Source organism: Streptomyces sp. NBC_01450, from assembly GCF_036227505.1.
Lineage (GTDB): Bacteria > Actinomycetota > Actinomycetes > Streptomycetales > Streptomycetaceae > Streptomyces.
Genome location: NZ_CP109480.1, coordinates 9,389,167 through 9,409,676, shown reverse-complemented (window position 1 = coordinate 9,409,676; position 20,510 = coordinate 9,389,167). Strand labels below are relative to the sequence as shown.

The following is a 20,510-nucleotide window of genomic DNA, read 5'->3' as shown; positions in this document are numbered from 1 at the left end:
CGGGTGATCGCCATCGCAACCGGCGCCGTCCCGAGGCCACCCGGCGAAACCGGCGTGTCGTGGCGTCCCCGCTCGCGTCACGCGCCTCGCCAGAGGTTGGCGAACGCCGCGTTCTCGATGGTCCGGCGCTGGCGTACCGCTTCCAGTTCCATGACCGCGTCATTGACGGCGGCCAGCACGGTCGTCACCGCGTCGTCGGTCACGACCGGAACGTCCGCACCCTGCTCTGCCGGAATCCCGACGGCCGCCGCGAGGGAGACGAGGACGGGCTCGTCGGCAGCCCAGCGGTGCAGGGCCCGGCGCCGGGCGGGCGAATCGACCACGACCACCCGGTCGGCTCCGAAAGACAGTCGGCGCCGACGTTGCCGGGTCAGCTGGCCGTCCGCCTCGAGGGCGGCCAGATGGACCGCGGCCAGGCCGCGCCCCCTGCGCCACAGCCAGTCCTCGACCGGCTCGTAGGGCACCTGTCGTACGAGCGAGGACGCCGCCTCGGCCAGGAGCCGGTCGTCCGTCGTCCGCTCCGGGGCCGGCACGAGGCGGTCGCCGTCCAGAAGGACGGCGTCAGCGGCGAGGAGGTCGATCACCTCGGCCCCGGCGAGCGCGAGGGACAGGTCGCCCTGCCCCACGGGGCGTTCCGGGTCCACGTCCATGGCGGTGATCAAAAGGTCCCTGGCCGTGGTCATAGATGGCTCCCCCACACAGTCTCCGGAGGGGAAAGCCTACGATCTTCGGCGGGGAAAGCCTACGACCCCCCACCGTTCGGCGCAGGTGCCCGAAGAGCGGAGCAGGGGGCCCGTCGCTCCACGCGACGGGCCCCCTGCTCTGTGTACGCCATCCGCCCACGAGCGGCCGGACGTCAACCGCGGAAGATGTCCTTGGTCTTCTCCTTCGCCTGGCGCGCGTCGCCCTTGGCCTTCTCCGCGCGCCCCTCGACCTTCATCCGCTCGTTGCCCACGGCACGGCCCGTGGTTTCCTTGATCTTGCCCTTGGCCTGCTCGGCCTTCGCCTTGGCTTTCTGGTCGCGAGCCATGGAACTCACCTCTCGGCGCTCTCGACGTCAGGTGCTCACTGACCCGTGTGACCCTGGACAGACCTCGCAAACATGTCCGGTCCGTCGAGTACGTGGAGATCGCGTACCCCGGGAGCTACAGCCGCCGGAGCACCGCCTCGGCCATGGCCGCCTCGCCCTTGGCGTTGGGGTGTGCGGGGGCGGCGGGTGAAGCGGGCTGCAGCGGCTCGATCCACCGGTCGGCGGGCGCCTTGCACATGTCATGTCCGACGGTGGGTTTGTACGTGTCGACGTATTCGGCACGGCTGAACCGGGCCACCGTGCGCATCATCAGGTTGAGCCGCTTCCCCACGTCACGCAGGTAGGCGAAGTCCTTCGCGGCGAACGGGACCGACGGATAGCAGCCGCTGCCGTCGTCCGGCAGGAGGTCCGGGTAGCCGACCACGAGCACCCGGGCGTGCGGAGCCCTGTCGCGCACGGCGCGCAGCACCCGCGCGATCTTGGGAGCCGTCTCGATGATGTTCAGCGTCAGCCGGTCGAAGCCCGAGGAGTTGTAGTACTGCTGGCATGGGTTGCCCGACGGGTCCTTGGAACTCAGCGCGGCACAGGTGCCGATGATGGAGCCGAAGCCGATGTCGTTGCCGCCTATCTGCACGGTCACGAGATCCGTGGAGCGCTCGACGGCGTCCAGTTGGGGTCCGTTGGTTCCCTGCGCCTTCCACATGTTGTCGGTCGTCGCGCCGGAACAGCTCACGTCGGTGAGGGTTCTGGCCGGCCGCCGCTTCGCGACGAGCGAGGGGTAGTTCTGGTCGGAGCGGGCGCAGTTGGCGTCCACCTGACGGGGGATCACGGGGCCGGAGGTGTACGAGTCTCCGAGCGCCACGTACTTCGCTTCCCGGTGGGAGTGCGGCCCGCTCGCGACGGCGGGAGACGCGGAGGCGACGCCGAGGAGAAGGACACCGCAACCGAGGGCGGCTCCCAGCGTGGAGGCGTGTCGCCGTCTTCCGGCGGCATCGCCCCGGACCACGTGATGGTTCATCATCTCTCCTCCGTCGACACTGACGCGGCGTTCATTGCGGGCTCAACATCGCCTGTATACCGGCCGGTAGGTCGCTGGAGAAGAGATCTGTCACATATGCGGGAAACCCCGCCTCCGGTGTAGCCGGAGACGGGGGCGGCCCCGACGCACCCCGCCGCGGTGCGTCGGTCAGGCGGTTCGCGGTCGGGCGTACTGGAGAAGGTGGTCGGCGAGCAGGTGCAGGACCGCCTGGCTGTGGTCGCTGTTGCGGTCGACGAGCCAGGTCATGTTGAGGCCGTCGATCACCGAGTGCACGTACCGCGCGAGGATCGGCACGGGTCGCGTCCACTCGATCCCGGCGTTGTCGGCGGCCAGTTCGAGCAGGGAGGCGAAGGCGGCGAGGAAGATCTCGTACTGCCTCCTGGCGATGTTCTCGAAGCCGGGATTGCGCAGCGCGTACTGGGTGAGCTCGTAACTGATCTGGTGCTCGCCGGGGTTGGCCTCGAACCCCTTCCAGAACGCGTGCAGGCTGTCGAGCACGCTGTCGCGGATGTCCTTGTGCGGCGCGAACAGTCCCCGGACCTCGGCCACGTACCGCTCGGTGAGGGTCTCGGTGACGCGTTCGAGAAGCTGCGCCCTGGAGTCGAAGCAGTAGTGGAAGGCCCCGAGGGTCATGCCGGCCTCGTTGACGATCGCACGGGTGGTGGCCTTGGCCACGCCGTCACGCGCCATGACCCGGATCGCGGCCTCGAGGAGCTCGGCCCTCCGGTCGCTAGCCGCCATACGGGACACACGATCTCCCCTCTTCACCTGCGGGTTCGTCCGCCAGGATAGCCAAACCCACGGGCCGGGCATCGACTCGGAGCGCGGATCGGAGCGCGGATCGGCCGAGAAGTAAGTCAAGCGTCCAAGACTCTTGACTTACTTCTGTGCGGTGGGCCACCGTAGCGGAACCCGACGACGGGCCCCAGCCCCCTCAGGAGGCGGACTTGCGACCGAGAGCCACTGTCGTTCTGGACGGATTCGGCACGCTGGAGTCCCTGCGCTGGCACGACGACGCGCTGTGGTTCTGCGACTTCGCCCACGGGACGGTGCACCGCTGGGACACCATCGGGAAGCCCGAGACTGTGCTGGAGGTCCCCGGCCGGGCCGGCGGTCTCGGCTGGCTGCCCGACGGGCGGATGCTGGTCGTCTCGATGGACGGACGCCGCGTCCACCGCCAGGAGCCGGACGGCTCCCTGGTCGTGCACGCGGACCTCGGGGACATCGCCGGCGGCCCGGTCAACGACATGCTCGTCGACGGGCTGGGCCGGGCCTATGTGGGCAATTTCGGCTTCGACTACCACGGCTTCGTCCGACAGCGGCCCAACGCCATGCTCTACGCGCCGCCGGGACCACCCAGGGCCCCGCTCGCCTGCCTGTCACCGGAGGGTGAACTGCTCGGCCTGAGCGAGCCGTTGGTGTTCCCGAACGGCTGCTTCCTCATCGACGAGGGACGGACCCTGCTGGTCGCCGAGACTCTGGCGATGCGGCTCACCGCGCTGCCCGTGCTGCCGGACGGACGGCTGGGCGCGCCGCGCCCCTGGGCTCCGCTGATCCCGGCCTGGCTGTGGAAGTCCCTCAACCGCCCCGGGCCGCTCGGCCGGATCACCCGGCGGGTCTCGTCCCTGCTGGACCACCAGGCGATCGCCGACCGCTCCGACACCCCCATCGCCCCGGACGGCATCGCGCCGGGCAAGGACGGCACGGCCTGGGTCGCCAACGCGCTGCGCGGCGAGTGCGTCCGGGTCGGCCCCGGCGGGACGATCCTGGACCGCGTCGCCACCAGCCAACGCACGCTCAGCTGCCTGGTCGCGGGCCCGCGCGGCGACACCCTGTACGCCGCCACCGTCCCCACCGACGACCCGGAGCGCGCGGCACAGCTGGGCGGGGCGCGGCTGGAGGCGTACGTCCTGCCGTCGTGACCCCGGACGCGCGAACCCTCCTCCCCGACAGACCTCCCGCCCCGCTGCTCGCGGACGCGCGCACTCCATCCACGGGGTCATCCCCGGCCCGCCTCCTGGGAGTTCACATGCACGGACACCGAACGGGCGACGGCGCCCACGACACCTCGTACGACAGCGGCAGCGGCCGCGCGTGCGACGGGAGGCCGCGATGAGCGTGGTCCTGGTGACCGGCGCGGCCAGTGGCATCGGCGCCGCCACCGCGCGCGAGGCGGTGCGACGCGGCCACCGGGTCGCCCTCGCCGACATCGACCTGGCCGGGGCCACCCGCCTCGCCGACGGACTCGGCCACGCCGCCTGCGCGATCCCCCTCGACATCCGGGACGGGGACGCCTGGGAGGAGGCCTTCGACGCCGTCGCGGCCCGGCTCGGCCCTGTCGAGGTTCTCGTCAACAACGCCGGGATCATCCACACGGGATACGCACGCCAGTTGTCCCTGGAACAGCACCGCCACATGGTCGAGGTCAACCTGCTAGGCCCCATGACCGGGACGCTGGCCGCGCTCCCCCGGATGCGCGCCCAGGGGCACGGGCACATCATCACCGTCTGCAGCATGAGCTCGTTCCTGCCGCTGTCCGGCTACACCACCTACGGCGCGACCAAACACGGGCTGCGCGCCTTCCACCACAGCGTGGCGATCGAGGAGCGGGGCGGACCGGTGACGTTCAGCATCGTCCACCCGCCCGGCACCCGGACGCCGATGCTGGAGCAGGAGATGGCCGACCCCAGCGCGGTGATCACCTTCGCCGAGAAGCCGCTCACCCCCGAGAAGGTCGCCTCGGTGATCGTCGACGCGATCGTGAAGAAGCCGGTCGAAGTCGTCCACCCCGCCATCGGCGGCCGCGTACAGCGGGTCGCCGGGGTGTTCCCCCGGCTGATGCGCTTCGCGATCCCCAAGGTGGCGGCCATGGCGAAACGCCGCAGTACGAGCATCGCCCCGGCCACGGCCGTGGTGCGCGAGCGAGGAGACAGCCGATGACCGCCGACACCGCCACCACCCCGGCCCGGTCCGCCCCCGCGGATCAGGAGCGGTTCGACCGGTTGCGCGCGGCGACCGCGGGCCTGGAGCCGCCCTTCGGCGTCATCGATCTGGACGCCTTCGACGCCAACGCCCTCGACCTCGAACGCCGCGCGGGCGGCAAACCGATCCGGCTCGCGAGCAAGTCGCTGCGGTCGCGCGCCCTGATCCGCCGGGCTCTCGCCCGCCCGGGGTTCCAGGGCATCCTCGGTTTCACGCTGCCCGAAGCACTGTGGCTGGCCGAGGAATTCGAGGACGTCGTCGTCGGATACCCCACCACCGACGCCACCGCGCTGCGCCGGCTGGCCGCCGACGAACGGCTCGCCTCCCGGATCACCCTGATGGTGGACTCCGTCGAGCACCTCGACCTCGTGGACGCCGCGACCGGCCCCCGGCACACCCGCGTCCGCGTCTGCCTGGAGCTGGACGCCGCCCTGCGACTGGCGGGCGGCCGACTCCATCTCGGGCCGCGCAGGTCCCCCGTGCACACCCCGCGGGAGGCGGCCGCGTTCGCCCGTGAGGTCGCGGCCCGGCCGGGCTTCGAACTGACCGGGATCATGGGGTACGAGGGCCAGGTCGCCGGGCTCGGCGACAACCAGCCCGGTTCCCTGCTCAAGCGGGCCGTCCTGCGCGCGATGCAGCGTACGTCCGTCGAGGAACTGCGCCACCGACGGGAGGCCGCGGTCGCCGCCGTACGTGCCGTCACCCCGCTGCGGTTCGTCAACGGCGGCGGCACTGGCAGCCTGGAGACCACCACGCGGGAGGACGCCGTCACCGAACTCGCGGCGGGCTCCGGCCTGTACGGTCCCGGTCTCTTCGACTTCTACCGGTCCTTCCGGCCCGCTCCCGCGGCGTACTTCGTGCTGCCCGTCGTACGCCGGCCCTCCCCGAAGATCGCGACGCTCCTGGGCGGCGGATGGGTCGCGTCCGGCCCGCCCGGCAAGGACCGGCTGCCCACCCTGGCCTGGCCTCCCGGCCTGCGCGTCACCGCCACCGAGGCGGCCGGGGAGGTCCAGACCCCGCTGCTGGGCAAGCCCGCGCAGGTCCTGCGCATCGGTGACCGGGTGTGGCTGCGGCACGCCAAGGCCGGTGAACTGTGCGAGCGGGTCGGCGAACTCCACCTGGTCGGCGGCGGCGAGGTGGTCGACACCGTACCGACGTACCGGGGGGAGGGCCGGCACTTCCTGTGACGGCCCCTCCTACGAGCAAGGTGACACCATGACGCGCATCACCGGCCGAACCGTCCTGATCGTCGGTGCCTCCTCGGGCATCGGCGCGGAGGTGGCTCGCCAACTCGCCCGGGGCGGCAACCGGCTGGTGATCACGGCACGGCGCGCCCCCGAACTCGCCTCCGTGGCCGAGGAGATCCGAGCGGCCGGCAGCGCCTGTCTGGACATCGCCGCGGACGCGCTGGACCCGCGGTCGGCCGCCGAGGTGGTGGGCGCCTGCGTCGCGGAGTACGGATCCGTCGACATCGCGCTCCTCAACGCCGGCCAGGGACCCGACATGTCCATGGACCAGGTCACCGTGGCCGACATCGCACGGATCACGGCCCTCAACTACGACGTCGTCGTCCACTACCTCGTCCCGCTGATCGCGCAGATGGAAAGCCAGCGCGACGGGGGCCTGATCGCCCACACCAACTCGCTGGCCGGACTGATGGGCATCCCCCGCCAGGGCCCGTACTCGGCCGCCAAGGCCGCCGCACGCACCCTCATCGACACCGCACGCGTCGAACTGGCCCCCCGCGGCATCCGGTTCACCAGCATCCACCCGGGCTTCGTGGCAACCGACCGCGTCGACGCCGACGGCCTCCCCAAGCCCTTCGAGATCAGCCAGGAGCGTGCGGCACGACACGTCGTACGCGCCCTGGAGAGAGAACCGGCACAGGCCTGCTTCCCCTGGACCACGACAACCCTGGTCCGCGCCCTGCGCACCCTGCCCACACCACTCTCCGCCCTGATACTGCGAAGACTGGCCTCGCGCTAGGGCCATGCCCCTCACCATCTCGCGGCGGCCCGGCGAGAGACTCGTCAAGGAAGCTCGCGTCCGAGGCGGGCAAGTGGGGACAGGGCCATCAGCACGGGGGACAGCATCATGCCGGCGGCCGTCACCAGGAGGCTGGTGCGCAGCCCCCACTCCCCCGCGAGAAAGCCGCCGAGCAGCGAGCCGAGCGGGCTCGCTCCCATGCCGACGAACGTGATCGTCGCGGCCACGCGGCCGTGCATCCCGTCCGGGGTGACGGCCTGTCGTACGGCCGTGACCGTGACGTTCACCAACTGGCTGAAGGTCCCGAACACGAAGTTGACCGCGACGAGCGAGGGGATCGTCACCACGGAGGGGCCGCGCAGCGCCGGCACGCACAGCATCACGCCGTCGCCGAGCGCCGCCGCCGACACGAGCACCGCGCCGTGGCCGAACCGGCTCGGGAGACGGGCGGCCAGCAGAGAACCCAGGAGCGCGCCCGGCCCCGTAGCGGCGAGTGTCAGTCCTACGGCGCCGCCCGACAGGTGCAATTCCCGTGGCAGGAAGAGCAGATAGCCGGTCATCGTCGCCGCGAAGGAGAACTGGAAAGCGGCCGAGGCCAGGCCCACGGTCCGCAGCGAGGGGTCCCCGACGACGAAGCGGAGGCCCTCGTGGATCCGGCGCCAGACCCGAGGGGCACGTTCCGAGCGCTTCGGGATCGATTCGCGGCGCCGGATCCGCCGGATCGCAAGGAACGACCCCGCGAAGGACAGGGCGCAGGACGCGGCGGCGATCGGCGCCGACAGCAGGGACACCAGCGCGCCGCCCAGGGCGGGGCCGCCGATCTGCGCCGCCGAGCGGCTGCCCTCGATCGCGCTGGTGGCCCGCGTCAACCGGTCGCGTTCCACCAGTCGTACGAGAGAGGCCTGGTACGCCACGTCGAAGAACACCGACAGGGCCCCGACCGTGAAGGCGACCACGAGGAGTGCCGGCAGGCCGAGCCCGCCGAGGAGTCCGGCCAGGGCGGCGGCGCCCAGTACCAGGGCCCGGCCGAGATCCGCCAGCACCATCACCGTGCGGGTCCGCCATCGGTCCACCCACGCGCCGACGAGAAGCGAGAGCAGCAGGATCGGTGCCTGTCCCACCGCGCGCAGGACGCCCAGCCGGCCGGCACCGGCGTCGAGTGTCAGAACCGCGATCAGCGGAAGGATCACCAAGCTCGAGTGTTCGCCGAGTTGGGAGGCCGTCTGCCCCACCCACAGTCGGCGGAAGTCGGCGTCTCGCCACAGGGTCGGCGGGACGGGACGCCCGGAGTCCGACACGGGGGATGACGAAGACGAGGAGGCTGAGGCGGATGACGAGGGCGGACAGGAGGAAGCGTCCGGCACGGGAAACCCCTTGGGTCGCGCAAAACAGAGCCCGCCACCCGGCGCACGACGCGTACGCCGACGGTTCAGGTGCGGGAAGGCTCGCTGTGCCGCGCATCAAGGGCAGCACGCGATGACGGGCCGCTCAGGGCCTACGACGTCAACGCGCGCTCGGACGACCGGGCATGTCTCGACTCCTCGGGATTCACACTCGCTTCCCGCACCCTAACCTCCGACTGATCGGCGCGAAAGGGGATTACCTATGCGGCAGTTGAGGTGTTCAGGTCCCGGTTGACGGCACGGGCGGCGCCCTCGACGGTCGCGACGCCGTCGTCCATCGTGCGGTTGTCCTGCGAGAGCACGACCATTCCGTAGTCGTGACCGCCGCCGGTGAACACGCCGACGCTGTGCACCCGCCAGCCGTGGGTGTCGCGCGGCAGCCAGCCGTTCTTGACCTGAACGGTCGCCGTCGCGGGGGCCCCGGCCGGCGTTCCCCAGCGCTGCTCGGGGACGACCCGGTTCATGAGCCGCAGGGCGTAGGTACGCGCGTGCCGGTCGAGGACGGAGTTGTCCGAGGTGAGCAGGCGGAGCAGCTTCAGCTGGTCCGCGGCCGTGACCTGGGTGTGCCCCCAGTACCCCTTGGGCCCGGGAACGGTGTCCCCCATTCCCGCCAGGGTCAGGAAGTGCTGGATGCCGGTGTGGCCGATCTGGTGCCACAGGGTGTTCGTCGCGTCGTTGTCCGACTTGGTGATCATGGCGGTGGTCAGTTCCACCTCGCGAGCGGTCAGAGCCCGGTGCTGCTCCATGGTCTGGCGCAGCAGCGCCCCCAATATCGTGACCTTGACCACGCTCGCCGAGTCGAAGGCGGTGTCGGCCCGGAAGCTGCACGAGGTCGCCGAGGTGCGGTCGTACAACGCGAGCGCCGCGGCGCGGTCCCGCCCGCGCAGGGCGCCCGCGAGGTCCTTCGAGAGCCGGGCCGCGAGCCCCGGCCGCTGAGAGGTGCACTTCACCTGGGAGCCGCCGACGGTGGCGGTGGCGGTGGACGCGGCGTCGGCGGTGCTCGCCTGGGCCGGCGTGGCGGCACACAGCGCCGCGAGCGCTGTCCCCACGGCCGCGGTCGCGGCCAGTCCACGCCGCGCGCGGCGCAGTGCGTGCATTTCCGGCATGAAGGTTCCCCGCTCCGTGTCTGCGGTCACATCGGCAGCCCACTCATGGGCACATTCCGATTCCCGAACGACCGCGACGCTACAGGGACAGCAGAGACGCCGGAGCGCGGTAAATGTAGATATGTCCGAATTGCGAGATTTTTAGCTGTGTGACATTCATCAACCCATTCATCCCGGCGGACGTCCGTAAGCCGACGCCTCATTCCTGGTGCACGTCACACCTGGGGGGACGCCGGAGAAGGAGCCTTCACCACGGTGCGCCGACGGCGCGGCACGGGCCCCAGCAGGACGTAGCCCGCCGAACCGGCGGCGAACGCCAGCCGGATCAGGCCGCAGATCCGGTCGGAGGGCACCAGCAGGGTGCTGCCGTACAGGGAGAGCAGGGCGATCCAGCTCCACCACGGCACCAGACGACGCTGTCCGACCGCGTCCCACAGCAGGGTGCCGAGCAGGATCGAGGCGCTGTAGTACGTGTAGACGCTCGGGTCGAGTGCGATGCGGGCGTCGGCGCCGAGCAGCACGACCGCGGGCCAGCGGCCTCTGAGTACCGCCAGTGTGCCGAGCCCAAGTCCCAGTAGCAGTTGGGCCGGGCGGTCCCACCAGGGCGTGGCCGGGGCCGGCACCCCCAGCCAACGCAGCGCCGAAGCGGGCTGGTTGGCGATGGTGAATCTGGCGGCGGCCGCCGAGTTGAGATGGGTGACGTAGAACGGCAGCCATGCGACGGCCACGAGGCCGACCGTCCAGAGTGCGGAGTTGCGGCGTTGCGCGGCGGGCAGGGCGAGCAGCAGAGCCGCGAACGCCAGCGCCCAGGGTTTCGAGTCCACCGCGAGGGCGAGCATGATGCCCACCGTGCGTCCCTGGCCGCGCACCAGGCCACGTACGGCCAACGTGGTGAAGAACAGCGCGAGCACGTCGTCCAAGTGGGCGAAACGGACGGCGACTTCGACCCACATCGGAATGAAGGCCACCCCTGCCACCAGCACCCGTTGCTGAAGCCGGCGGTGGTTGAGTCCCGTACCGCGGTTGTGGTCTGCGGCGCTGCGGCCGACGAGAACCAGCATGTAGAGGCCGAGCGTGGACATCACCGCCTCCGCCAGCATCTCCGCCAGGTGGGGTGGCAGCGGGGCGAACAGCGCGGCCGCCAGGAAGCTCACGGGGCCGATCTGCAGCTCCGGATGGTTGGCGTAGATGGCCAGGCCGCCACCGGGCGCGGCACCGAAGAGCAGCTCACCTCCGGTTCGCAGGTAGTGCCAGGAGATCCCCCCGTGTCTGCGCACGAACAGGAACCAGAGCAACGTCCATGCCGCCAGGACGACGATATGGGGTCGTATGCCCCTGCGCTCCTGTCGCACACCTCGGGCGACGTCCCGGGCCGGCGCGCACCGGTTCCCCTCTGGAAGATCCGCGCCTTCCATCAACACCCCTTGCCGTTCCCGCGCCCGCGGCACAGACCACGGACGGTTCCCCGCGGGCTCCGACGCCAAGGGGCCTGCCGCCACGACAACCGCTCTCAGGTGCGAGGCACTGAAGTCGCGTTGTCCGTACCGCCGGAGACATGATGCGAGGGCCCGGTCACGGCCCTCGCCGCTTTCCCGCGCTTACGGATCAACCCTAGGCACACATGCGGGCGCGACTTGCGACACAGGGGAAACACACACCCCACTCTCACCAGGCGCGCTACTCGGCGGACGCACGCGAGGCCGCGGCGAGGACTCCGTCCAGGATGACGTCCAGAGCCCAGTCGGTGCGGGTCGGGCCGTCTCCCGACATGAGTGTGTCGCCGAGCCGGGCGACGTGGGGGTAGCGCGCCGGGTCCGCCGCGGCGATCTTCGCGGCCAGGGCGGAGAACTCGTCGGCCTCCTGTGTGACGGGCTTCGGGGAGCTGTGTTCGACGGCCACGGCGGTGGGATACAACAGCAGCAGGTCCAGGGCCCAGGCCGCTTCCCGGCCCGACACCCCGCCCTCGTCGAGGAGCCCGAGGATCGCGTCGGCCAACCCCAGGTAGTGCGGGCCGCTCGGCTGCGTGGACATCGCCATCCGGGCGATCTCCGGGTGGCGGAAGAGCACCTCGCCATAGCCGGCCAGCAGCGCCTTCAGCCGGTCCCGCCATGTCCCGGCCTCCGGTGCGGGCACCTTGACCGGCGCCAACAGGGAGTCGAGGATCTGGGCGTGCAGGTCCCCGGTGTTGCGGACGTAGACGTAGAGCGACGCGGGCCCGGTGTCGAGGGCGGCGGCGATGCGGCGCATCGTCACCTTGCTCAGGCCCTCGTCACGAAGGATCGTCAGCGCGGCGTCGATGATTCCCTGCCTGGTCAGGGCGGGCTTCGCCGGACGTTCGCGCCGGCTGATCGGAGCGGGCTTCTCTGAGGTCATGGCACAAAACGATAACGAACGTGTTCGTGTGAAACAAGTTTGCGCCCTACGCCGCGAGCGAGCCGGCGCGGTGGTGCTCACACCGCGATCCCGTTCAGCTCGGCCAGCTCCTTCTCGGGAAGGACCAGGGCGGCAGCGGCGATGTTGTCGCGCAGGTGTGCCACCGAGGAGGTGCCGGGGATGAGCAGGATGTTCGGGGAACGCTGCAGCAGCCAGGCCAGGGCTACGGCGACCGGAGTGGTCTCCAGTCGGCCCGCGACCGCGTGCAGGGTGTCCGACTGCAGCGGGGAGAAGCCGCCGACGGGGAAGTACGGCACATAGGCGATGCCCTGTTCGGCCAGGGAGTCGATCAGCGCGTCGTCGGCGCGGTTCGCGAGGTTGTAGAAGTTCTGCACACACACCACGGGCGCGATGGACCGGGCTTCCTCGATCTGCTCGGCGGAGACGGTGCTGACACCGAGATGCCTGATCAGACCCTCCTGCTGCAGCTCCGCGAGCACGGTGAACGGTTCGGCGAGCGAACCCGGCTCGGGGGCGTCGAGCCCTCCGACCCGCAGGTTGACGACGTCGAGGGTGTCCAGGCCGAGGTTCTCGAGGTTGCTGTGCACGGCCTGGCGCAGTTCGTCGCGCGACAGCGCCTTGGGCCAGCCTCCCTCGGCGTCCCGCAGGGCTCCGACCTTGGTCACGATGTGCAGGTCGGCCGGGTAGGGGTGCAGCGCTTCCCTGATGAGCTGGTTGGTGACGTAGGGGCCGTAGAAGTCGGAGGTGTCGATGTGCGTGATCCCCCGCTCGACGGCCTCGCGCAGGACGGCCAGGGCGGCGTCCCGGTCGGCGGGCGGCCCGAACACATGCGGACCTGCGAGCTGCATGGCGCCGTAGCCCACGCGGGTCACTGTCAGGTCCTTGGCCATGGTGAACGTTCCGCCGGGAAGTGACCGCACGGTCATGTCAATGCTCCTGTTTTCTTTGGGGGCTGGGGATCTGGTTTTTCTGGGGGCTGGGGATCCGGTCGAAGGATTCGCGACGCGTACGTGGTGACGTACTCGGGCTACCAGGGAAGGGTGCCCTCGGCGTCGTAGAAGCCCCCGGTGGGACCGTCGGGGGCGATCTGCGCCGTCCGTACGATGATCTCGGCGCCCTGCTCGACGGTCTGGATGCCGGTGTTCCCGTTCAGGTCGGTCTTGGTGAAGCCGGGCTCCACCGCGTTGATCCTCATGTTCGGGAACGCCTTCGCGTACTGCACCGTGAGCATGTTGACGGCGGTCTTCGACGCCGGGTAGGCGACGCCCGGGTAGGCGTACGTCGGGGTGCCCGCTTCGCTCACCCGGGCCAGCGAGGCCAGCCCACTGCTGACGTTGACCACCACCGGGGCGGCCGAGCGCCGCAACAGCGGGAGGAACGCGTGGGTGACGCGCACCATGCCGAAGACGTTCGTCTCGAACGTCTCCCGCATCATGTCGGCGGTCACGTCCGCGGCGCCGATCACGGTGTTGCCGTCGCCCCTCGCCTCGATGCCCGCGTTGTTGATCAGTACATCCAGCCCGCCCTCGGCCTCGATGGCCTTCACGGCGGCCCGCACCGAGTCGTCGTCGGTGACATCGAGTTGGACGGTCCGGGCGCCCAGCTGTTCGGCGGCCCGGCGTCCGCGTTCGGCGTCCCGGCTGCCGACGTAGACGGTGTGGCCCGCGGCGACGAGTCGGCGGGCGGTCTCGTAACCGAGACCCTTGTTCGCTCCGGTGATCAGTGTTGTCGTCATGACTCCACCCTGCGACCGGACGACGCGCACAGCCAGTGTCCCTGCCGTCCTGGGACTGCCGGTACCAGGCTCGTCCGTCTCCTGCGGTGCCCCGGCAATCCGTCCCCCCTTCGCCGCCGCGCCACTCCCCACGGACGGGCCACGCCGAACCGAGCGCTGCACGGATGCCAGACTGCACGACGGGACCCCCGTGATCAGGTGGCCGCCGGAGATACGCGGGGCACCCCGAAACACCGAGGGACACCCGAGAGGCAGTCGAGACAAGAAAGAGGACGCCCATGACCGGCGTACGCGAAGTGCGGGGAACCTCCGTGAACATCCCCACCCAGGACGGTTCGGCCGACGCCTATCTGGCGCACCCCGACGACGACTCCGCCCACCCCGCGGTGCTGTTCTACATGGATGCCTTCGGACTGCGCCCTCAGCTGAAGGAGATGGCCGACCGGCTCGCCGGGGCCGGCTACACCGTGTTGGTCCCCAACGTCCTCTACCGCCATGGGCCGGCACCGGTGGTCGAACTGCCCGACGTCATCGGCGCGGACCGACGTCCGGCGCTGTTCGAGCAACTCACGCCGATCATCCGGGAGTTGACCCCCGACCTGGCCATGCGCGACGCCGGCGCCTATCTGTCCTGGCTGGCCGCCTGCCCGCAGGCCACCGACGGACCGGTCGGCATCACCGGCTACTGCATGGGCGCCGGCCTGGCCCTGCGCACCGCCGGTACCTACCCCGAGCGGGTCGCGGCCGCGGCCGGCTTCCACGGTGCCCGGCTGGCGACCGATGCCCACGACAGCCCGCACCTGCTGGCCGACCGGGTCACCGCGGAGCTGTACTTCGGCCATGCCGACCAGGACGCCTCCCTGCCTCCCGAGCAGATCGAGCGCCTCGACAAGGCGTTCACCGCGGCAGGTGTCCGCCACCACACCGAGGTCTACACCGGTGCGCACCACGGCTACACCATGGCCGACACCACCGTCCACGACGCCAAGGCCACCGAACGCCACTGGGCAGCCCTGCTCGACCTCCTCAACCGCACGCTCTGAACAGCCTGTTCCACCGAGCACGCGGGCGGCCGTTCCCGGTCGGGGACCGTCAGCGCGGTTGAGACCTCGGACCCCGCGTACGCCCCTCACCACTTGGCGGGAACAGCCCCTCCAGGCCACTGCGCGACCACACCGCGAAGAGCAGGGCCCCGAGGAAATGCCACAGTCTTCGGCAGCGCCCGTGCAGCATCGCCAGGACGATCGCCACGCCCACGGCGATCAGGTGCTCACGGCCTGCCAGATTGGGTTTGACGATCGACTCCCACACCATCGAGCCGCCGGTGAGCACGAACACGATGGGGGCGCGCCGGATGACCGAGAGGTAGGTGAACAGTCCCACCACGGCGGCCGACGGTCCGGTGTCGAGCACCTGCCCGATCTCGGGCGGCAGGCCCAGCCCCCACCAGCCCGGACCGAGCGCGATCATCACGCGGACCATAAGGGTGCCGGCCAGGGTGGTGGCGTACGCGATGACCAGTGTCCGCGCCCGGCCCAGGGCGAGTTCCGCGAGAGCGAACGCGAAGAACAGCTGGGTGATGCCCGCCCATACGGGCAGGTCCAGGGCGGGGACGTACAACGACACCGGCGTACGCAGCAGGGCCAGGGGCAGCGGCAGGCAGGCCTTCACTCCACCGACCAGCCGCACGGCCACCGCACCGGTGGGATGTTGGGCGAGCGCGTGGAAGAAGATGACCCCGAAGACGGCCACGAACGCCAACAGGAGTCCGGACAGCCCTCGGCGCACGAGTTGCCGTACAGGATGCACGACGATGCCGTGCCACTCGCCGTACAGCGTGCGCACGACGAACAACGCGAACCGGCGAAGCGCGCCACGCGGCCGCACGCCCCCATCGTCACTCGTGTCGGCCGCCGACCGGTCGTCGCCGGACCCCTCGCCGTACGCATGACCGTCCCCGGCATCACCACGACGCTCGTCGACCGCCCAGCCCAAGGCTCTCTCCCCCAACCCCCACAGGACGCCTCATCGTATAGACCGACAAAGGCCGCCCTGCGGAGCCCCCGGCCGCCGTTGCGACGTGTTGTGCGCAGTGCTGATGGAGGGGCCCATGTCCGAGCACGGGGACGGGGCGAGAGCGAGCATGCATGCGTGCGTACCGGACTGTCCGCGGGCACCTGCTACGGGACCGAGCGGTACGTCGTGGGTCGAGGGCGGGAAGGGAAGGTCGGAGTTCCTCGTCCTTCCGCCCGCATCCGGCGGAGGTGGGATCGGCTGGGTAGGAGTCACCGATCCGGTCGGCGAACACCTGCCTCTACCGGGTCGTGCGGAGTTCAGCCGGCCACTGCCTCCGGCTGCGGCTCGGCGGGAGCGGGCTCCGAGGCGGCCACGGTGGTGTAGAAGACCGACGAACCCTGCTTGGTGCGGTGGGCATGGCTCTTGGCGACCAGCCCTTCGAGGGTGGTGCGCACGACCGTGGTCTTCACGCTCCGGTCGGGGTGGGCCTGCGTGAGCGCGGTAGTGATCTCGGCGGCGGAACGCGGCTCGCTCTGCTGCTCCAGGTGGCCGCGGATCAGCTCGACGAGGGTCGGCTTGGTCGGTGCCGTGGGCGTCTTCACAGCCGCGGCCTTGACTGCGGCCTTGCCCGCGGGCTTGGCTGCGGGCTTCTTGGACGCCGTCTTCTTCGCGCCGGTGGCGGCCGCCTTCTTCCCCTTGCTCGGCTTGCGTTCGGCAGACGCCTGGTGAGGCACCGACGGCGCACTCGCGGCATCCGCCTCGACGACGGGGTTCGGACCGCCGAGCGCCTCCTGCATGTTCACCAGCACGGTGTGATCGTGCTGCAGGGCACGCAACTGCTCCTGCAGGGCTTCGATCTCCGCACCGACTCGCTCCTGCTCCTTGGCATTGCGCTCAAGGTCACCCGTCACCTGGGCGACGTACTGTGACGTCAGTTCTGTGGCGTGGGAGTTGACTTCAGACATGACACGGACCAATCACTCGCGGAACACAACTGCCACGGCCTGCAGCAGTTTAGAGATAGTACGCACGAGTGGAACGGGATGCTCCTGTCGTGCCGACATACGCGACACATGTGCCGCACAGGAGAGCCTCATGTCCAGGTGTGGTGACCGGTGAGCACGGGCGTGACCACGTGGGGGGCGGGTCACCGCCGTCTCGAACCGCTGACCGCGCCGTCAGCTGCCTCAGCCGTGCCCTTGGGCCACCCATCCCGTCGGAGATGCGTTCGAAGCGTTCCACGTACGTCACTGGCTCACCAGTGCGTCCCGCTTACGAGTGAACCTCGGCGAGGCCGGTCCGTGTGAACCGACCCGGCCCCAGCCAGCGGCCTCGCCGTTCTCGAGCATCAACGTCGGCGGCATTCATCCCGCGCCCGGGCTACGCCCCCCGACGAACCCGAGCGGCCTTGCGGGCCTCGGCCGTCTGGCGTGCCTCGGCGGCCCGGCGGGACTCGCCACCTGCACGGCCCGGGCGGGTGCCCAGGCCACGGAAGGGGGCACCACCGCGCTCGGGGCGCTCCGTGACCGGCCGGCTGCCGCCGATGGGAACACCGGAGGGAGCCTGCGCGCCGGTGATACGGCTCAACTCCGCCTCGCCGGAACGGACCTGGGTGACATGGGGCCTGATGCCCGCGTCGGACATCAGACGGATCACGTCGCGGCGCTGGCCGGGCAGAACGAGCGTGACGACACTGCCGGACTCACCGGCACGGGCGGTACGGCCGCCTCGGTGCAGGTAGTCCTTGTGGTCACTGGGCGGGTCGACGTTGACGACGAGGTCGAGATCGTCGACATGGATGCCGCGGGCCGCGACATTGGTCGCCACCAGGGTCGTGATGTGACCGGTCTTGAACTGTGCCAGCGTGCGCGTGCGCTGGGGCTGGGACTTGCCACTGTGCAGCGCCGCGGCCTTCACCCCGCTGCCCAGCAGGTGCCTGGTGAACTGGTCGACGGCGTGCTTGGTGTCCAGGAACATGAGCACGCGCCCGTCTCGGGCGGCGATCTCGGTGGCGGTGGCGTACTTGTCGGCGCCGTGCACCTGCAGTACGTGATGCTCCATCGTGGTCACCGCACCCGCCGAGGGATCGACCGAGTGGACCACCGGGTCATGGAGATACCGACGGACCAGGAGGTCGATGTTGCGGTCCAGCGTGGCCGAGAACAGCAGGCGCTGACCGTCGGGGCGTACCTGGTCGAGCAGTTCGGTGACCTGGGGCATGAAGCCCATGTCCGCCATCTGGTCGGCCTCGTCCAGGACGGTGATGCCCACCCGGTCGAGACGGCAGTCGTTTCGCTCGACGAGATCCATGAGGCGGCCCGGGGTCGCGACGACGACCTCGGCCCCGGTGCGCAGCGCGCCGGCCTGCCTGCCGATCGACATGCCACCGACCACGGTGGCCAGCCGCAGCTTCAACAACCGGGCGTACGGGGTGAGCGCATCGGAGACCTGCTGGGCCAACTCGCGCGTGGGTACGAGGATCAGGGCCAGCGGCTTGCGGGCTTCGGCCCGCCGTCCGGCCGTACGCACGAGGAGCGCGAGGCCGAATGCGAGCGTCTTGCCCGATCCGGTGCGCCCGCGGCCCAGGACGTCCCGTCCCGCGAGGGAGTTCGGCAGCGTGGCGGCCTGGATCGGGAACGGCTCGTTCACGCCGAGGCTGGTGAGCGTCTCCAGCAACTCGACGGGGAGGTCCAGTTCACCGAAGGTCGCCACCGCGGGGAGGGCCGGGGTGATGGTCTCCGGCAGCGCGAACTCACCCTGCGGTGCGGAGGGGCCGCGCCCGTTGCCACCTGAACGGGCGCCGGGGCGCCCCTGGCCGCCCTGCGGGCGGGATCGGGCACCCCCGCCGGAACCGGCGAAGCCGTCCTTGCGGGTCTTGGAAAAACGGTCGCCCGTACGAGCTGAGCGGTTCATGGAGAACCTTCCTCGATATGGCACGTATCGAGGAATTCTCGGCAGGAACGAGCCGAACGAATTGCAAGAACGAGCCGAATTTAAGGCCAGATGCATCCGGCCACATCAGCGCCATAAAAAAAACAAGCTGGGACCCCACCATAAGAGGTGGGTCCCAGCCGTCTCATACGGTCGACGTCACGCGGGAGTGATGTTCTCCGCCTGCGGGCCCTTCTGACCCTGGGTGACGTCGAAGTTCACCTTCTGGCCTTCGTGGAGCTCACGGAAGCCCTGGGCGGCGATGTTCGAGTAGTGGGCGAAGACGTCCGGACCGCCACCGTCCTGCTCGATGAAACCGAAGCCCTTTTCCGCGTTGAACCACTTAACGGTGCCAGTAGCCATGTCAAATCTCCTTCGGGGCAGTACCCAGGGGCCCACACCATGTGAGCCGCCGCGTCACCGTAATGAACCCCGTCCGGAAAAAGCACCGGGAATACAAAAATGCCTGACGACATAAAGTCATCAAAGGCACTTGAAGTTTACGGGAACCACAACTGCAACTACTGTCAACTTTACCACGGCACGCTCATCCGGGCGCGACAAGTACCACTTTCCGCCCATGCCGCCGTGACCGCGGGCCGCGCATACTCCTGGGCGTATTCCGGCCTTCCGCGGATCCTCACCACCTCGCGAGCCATCCTCGACGGACGTGCGCCGTCAGGCCGGCTGTGCGGCGGGGCGCGGCGCCGACGCCGGCGCCGGGACCTCGACGGTGTGGGGGTATGCGGCGGTCCGGTGCTGGAAGGAGAGGATCTTCGGGTTGCGGACGACGCCGTCGCGGATCTCGATGGCGTTTCTGACCGTGGCGTCGGCCTCCCAGGCAGCAGGGCCGCTCATGACCTTGCGCAGGTAGGGAAGGAGCGCCTCGCTGATTTCCCATGTGGCCGAGTTCCACATGTGGGACGGGCTGTGATCCACCGCGTAGTAGTGGCAGCCCGGCCCGACGGTGGGCATGGGATCGCCGAAGGTGGTCGGCCGAGCCCATGCGAAGCCCATGCCCTCGTCGCAGGCGACGTCGATGAAGAAGGTGCCCGGCCGGAACAGGGCGAGTTCCTCGTCGGTGACGAACGTCAGCGGTGCGTCGGTGTCCTGCAGGATGCAGTTGACGATGATGTCGAACCCGGCCAGGTACTCCGCCAGTGGCACGGAACCGGCCGCGGTGAACGCCCGCAGACGGGACGGATCGTCCTCCTGCTCCTCGAAGTGGCCCATCACGACCGACGGCATCGGCGAGGCCACGGCCGCGGCGGCGCGTTGGGTGAGCACCGTGACGTCGGAGACTCCCATGGCGCCCAGGCCCGTGACAGCTCCGCGCGCGGTGGCACCGAAGCTGATGACCACCGCGCGCAGGCGCCGGCCGTAGCTACCGGTCAGCCCGCCGAGCTGCAGGGCCTGCAGTACCGAGCAGTAGCCTGCGAGCTCGTTGTTCTTGTGGAACACATGGACGCTGAAGGCACCCTTGGAGGTCCAGTGGTTCATGGCCTCCCAAGCGACGAGCGTCAGTCGCCGATCGATGCCGATCTGGGTCATCTTCTCGTCCTGCACACAGTGCGGCCATCCCCACAGCACTTGACCCTCGCGCAGCTCTGCGATGTCGTCGTGCATCGGCTTGGGCAGCAGCAGGACATCGCACTCGGCGACGAGCTGCTCTCGGGAGCGCAGGCCTGCCACGAGCGGCCGCAGCGCGTCGTCGCCGACACCGAACCGTCGGCCGTAGCCCTGTTCGAGGAAGATCCTTTCGCGTACGTCCGGGGCGATCCGGCCGAGGTGGTCGGGGTGCAACGGCAGGCGGAACTCGTTCTCCTTGCGGGAGGAGGCGAGCACTCCCAAACTCATCAGGCTCATGCGCTTCCTTGTCATTTCACTT

Annotated in this window: 20 protein-coding genes; 5 read left to right on the top strand and 15 right to left on the bottom strand. The window is 70.0% G+C overall.

The window, feature by feature from the left end:
- Nucleotides 1-77 precede the first annotated feature (77 nt).
- The 4 genes from OG568_RS41970 to OG568_RS41955 all read right to left on the bottom strand — a co-directional run bounded on the left by OG568_RS41970 (nt 78) and on the right by OG568_RS41955 (nt 2,810).
- A complete protein-coding gene (locus OG568_RS41970; protein WP_266580432.1) occupies nt 78-683 on the bottom strand; it encodes a GOLPH3/VPS74 family protein in 606 nt (201 codons plus the stop codon).
- Between the two features lie 173 nt (nt 684-856).
- Entirely contained in the window at nt 857-1,030 is a 174-nt protein-coding gene (locus OG568_RS41965) for a CsbD family protein (RefSeq protein WP_266580434.1), read from the bottom strand.
- Between the two features lie 115 nt (nt 1,031-1,145).
- The gene (locus OG568_RS41960; protein ID WP_443077908.1) at nt 1,146-2,048 is read right to left on the bottom strand and encodes an SGNH/GDSL hydrolase family protein; all 903 of its coding nucleotides are present in this window, start codon (nt 2,046-2,048) and stop codon (nt 1,146-1,148) included.
- Nucleotides 2,049-2,216: 168 nt separating this feature from the next.
- Nucleotides 2,217-2,810 (bottom strand): TetR/AcrR family transcriptional regulator, encoded by a 594-nt coding sequence (locus OG568_RS41955; protein ID WP_329535299.1) that lies wholly within the window; start codon nt 2,808-2,810, stop codon nt 2,217-2,219.
- Nucleotides 2,811-3,016: 206 nt separating this feature from the next.
- Between OG568_RS41955 and OG568_RS41950 the strand changes: the two genes are divergently transcribed.
- The 4 genes from OG568_RS41950 (at nt 3,017) to OG568_RS41935 (ending at nt 7,037) form a co-directional block, all read left to right on the top strand.
- Nucleotides 3,017-3,991, top strand: a complete 975-nt coding sequence (locus OG568_RS41950) for an SMP-30/gluconolactonase/LRE family protein (RefSeq protein ID WP_329535298.1) — start codon at nt 3,017-3,019, stop codon at nt 3,989-3,991.
- Between the two features lie 190 nt (nt 3,992-4,181).
- Nucleotides 4,182-5,009: an SDR family NAD(P)-dependent oxidoreductase gene (locus OG568_RS41945; protein WP_329535297.1), complete on the top strand. Its 828-nt coding sequence runs from the start codon at nt 4,182-4,184 to the stop codon at nt 5,007-5,009.
- Complete coding sequence (locus OG568_RS41940) at nt 5,006-6,238, top strand: amino acid deaminase/aldolase (protein WP_329535296.1); 1,233 nt, start codon at nt 5,006-5,008, stop codon at nt 6,236-6,238. Before OG568_RS41945 ends, OG568_RS41940 begins: the two co-directional genes overlap by 4 nt.
- Nucleotides 6,239-6,266: 28 nt before the next feature.
- A complete protein-coding gene (locus OG568_RS41935; RefSeq protein ID WP_329535294.1) occupies nt 6,267-7,037 on the top strand; it encodes an SDR family NAD(P)-dependent oxidoreductase in 771 nt (256 codons plus the stop codon).
- A 44-nt stretch (nt 7,038-7,081) separates the two neighbouring features.
- Here OG568_RS41935 and OG568_RS41930 read toward each other — a convergent pair whose 3' ends face one another.
- From OG568_RS41930 to OG568_RS41905, 6 genes are all read right to left on the bottom strand, one after another.
- Entirely contained in the window at nt 7,082-8,335 is a 1,254-nt protein-coding gene (locus OG568_RS41930) for an MFS transporter (protein ID WP_329535293.1), read from the bottom strand.
- Between the two features lie 305 nt (nt 8,336-8,640).
- On the bottom strand, nt 8,641-9,537 hold the full coding sequence (locus OG568_RS41925; protein WP_329536594.1) for a serine hydrolase: 897 nt from the start codon (nt 9,535-9,537) through the stop codon (nt 8,641-8,643).
- Nucleotides 9,538-9,761: 224 nt separating this feature from the next.
- Entirely contained in the window at nt 9,762-10,898 is a 1,137-nt protein-coding gene (locus OG568_RS41920) for a hypothetical protein (protein WP_329535292.1), read from the bottom strand.
- Between the two features lie 325 nt (nt 10,899-11,223).
- Nucleotides 11,224-11,919, bottom strand: coding sequence for a TetR/AcrR family transcriptional regulator (locus OG568_RS41915; RefSeq protein ID WP_329535290.1), 696 nt, complete (start codon nt 11,917-11,919; stop codon nt 11,224-11,226).
- A gap of 77 nt (nt 11,920-11,996) precedes the next feature.
- Nucleotides 11,997-12,866 (bottom strand): aldo/keto reductase family oxidoreductase, encoded by an 870-nt coding sequence (locus OG568_RS41910; protein ID WP_329371363.1) that lies wholly within the window; start codon nt 12,864-12,866, stop codon nt 11,997-11,999.
- 101 nt (nt 12,867-12,967) lie between these two features.
- Entirely contained in the window at nt 12,968-13,675 is a 708-nt protein-coding gene (locus OG568_RS41905; protein ID WP_329535288.1) for an SDR family oxidoreductase, read from the bottom strand.
- Nucleotides 13,676-13,953: 278 nt separating this feature from the next.
- Between OG568_RS41905 and OG568_RS41900 the strand changes: the two genes are divergently transcribed.
- Entirely contained in the window at nt 13,954-14,718 is a 765-nt protein-coding gene (locus tag OG568_RS41900) for a dienelactone hydrolase family protein (RefSeq protein WP_329535287.1), read from the top strand.
- Nucleotides 14,719-14,767: 49 nt separating this feature from the next.
- Here the strand turns inward: OG568_RS41900 and OG568_RS41895 are convergent, their stop codons facing one another.
- The 5 genes from OG568_RS41895 to OG568_RS41875 form a co-directional block, all read right to left on the bottom strand.
- The gene (locus OG568_RS41895) at nt 14,768-15,562 is read right to left on the bottom strand and encodes a hypothetical protein (protein ID WP_329535286.1); all 795 of its coding nucleotides are present in this window, start codon (nt 15,560-15,562) and stop codon (nt 14,768-14,770) included.
- 446 nt (nt 15,563-16,008) lie between these two features.
- Complete coding sequence (locus OG568_RS41890; protein WP_329535285.1) at nt 16,009-16,656, bottom strand: hypothetical protein; 648 nt, start codon at nt 16,654-16,656, stop codon at nt 16,009-16,011.
- 415 nt (nt 16,657-17,071) lie between these two features.
- Complete coding sequence (locus OG568_RS41885; protein ID WP_266580454.1) at nt 17,072-18,604, bottom strand: DEAD/DEAH box helicase; 1,533 nt, start codon at nt 18,602-18,604, stop codon at nt 17,072-17,074.
- 177 nt (nt 18,605-18,781) lie between these two features.
- Nucleotides 18,782-18,985 carry a cold-shock protein gene (locus OG568_RS41880; RefSeq protein WP_266417336.1) on the bottom strand — a complete coding sequence of 68 codons (204 nt, stop codon included), beginning with the start codon at nt 18,983-18,985 and terminating at the stop codon, nt 18,782-18,784.
- 315 nt (nt 18,986-19,300) lie between these two features.
- The gene (locus OG568_RS41875; protein WP_329535284.1) at nt 19,301-20,488 is read right to left on the bottom strand and encodes a N(5)-(carboxyethyl)ornithine synthase; all 1,188 of its coding nucleotides are present in this window, start codon (nt 20,486-20,488) and stop codon (nt 19,301-19,303) included.
- Nucleotides 20,489-20,510 lie beyond the last annotated feature (22 nt).

Coding starts and splice junctions, on each gene's coding strand:
- OG568_RS41970 (WP_266580432.1), bottom strand. CDS start 683: ATGACCACGGCCAGGGACCTTTTGATCACCGCCATGGACGTGGACCCG.
- OG568_RS41965 (WP_266580434.1), bottom strand. CDS start 1,030: ATGGCTCGCGACCAGAAAGCCAAGGCGAAGGCCGAGCAGGCCAAGGGC.
- OG568_RS41960 (WP_443077908.1), bottom strand. CDS start 2,048: ATGAACCATCACGTGGTCCGGGGCGATGCCGCCGGAAGACGGCGACAC.
- OG568_RS41955 (WP_329535299.1), bottom strand. CDS start 2,810: ATGGCGGCTAGCGACCGGAGGGCCGAGCTCCTCGAGGCCGCGATCCGG.
- OG568_RS41945 (WP_329535297.1), top strand. CDS start 4,182: ATGAGCGTGGTCCTGGTGACCGGCGCGGCCAGTGGCATCGGCGCCGCC.
- OG568_RS41940 (WP_329535296.1), top strand. CDS start 5,006: ATGACCGCCGACACCGCCACCACCCCGGCCCGGTCCGCCCCCGCGGAT.
- OG568_RS41935 (WP_329535294.1), top strand. CDS start 6,267: ATGACGCGCATCACCGGCCGAACCGTCCTGATCGTCGGTGCCTCCTCG.
- OG568_RS41925 (WP_329536594.1), bottom strand. CDS start 9,537: ATGCACGCACTGCGCCGCGCGCGGCGTGGACTGGCCGCGACCGCGGCC.
- OG568_RS41915 (WP_329535290.1), bottom strand. CDS start 11,919: ATGACCTCAGAGAAGCCCGCTCCGATCAGCCGGCGCGAACGTCCGGCG.
- OG568_RS41910 (WP_329371363.1), bottom strand. CDS start 12,866: ATGACCGTGCGGTCACTTCCCGGCGGAACGTTCACCATGGCCAAGGAC.
- OG568_RS41905 (WP_329535288.1), bottom strand. CDS start 13,675: ATGACGACAACACTGATCACCGGAGCGAACAAGGGTCTCGGTTACGAG.
- OG568_RS41900 (WP_329535287.1), top strand. CDS start 13,954: ATGACCGGCGTACGCGAAGTGCGGGGAACCTCCGTGAACATCCCCACC.
- OG568_RS41890 (WP_329535285.1), bottom strand. CDS start 16,656: ATGTCTGAAGTCAACTCCCACGCCACAGAACTGACGTCACAGTACGTC.
- OG568_RS41885 (WP_266580454.1), bottom strand. CDS start 18,604: ATGAACCGCTCAGCTCGTACGGGCGACCGTTTTTCCAAGACCCGCAAG.
- OG568_RS41880 (WP_266417336.1), bottom strand. CDS start 18,985: ATGGCTACTGGCACCGTTAAGTGGTTCAACGCGGAAAAGGGCTTCGGT.
- OG568_RS41875 (WP_329535284.1), bottom strand. CDS start 20,488: ATGAGCCTGATGAGTTTGGGAGTGCTCGCCTCCTCCCGCAAGGAGAAC.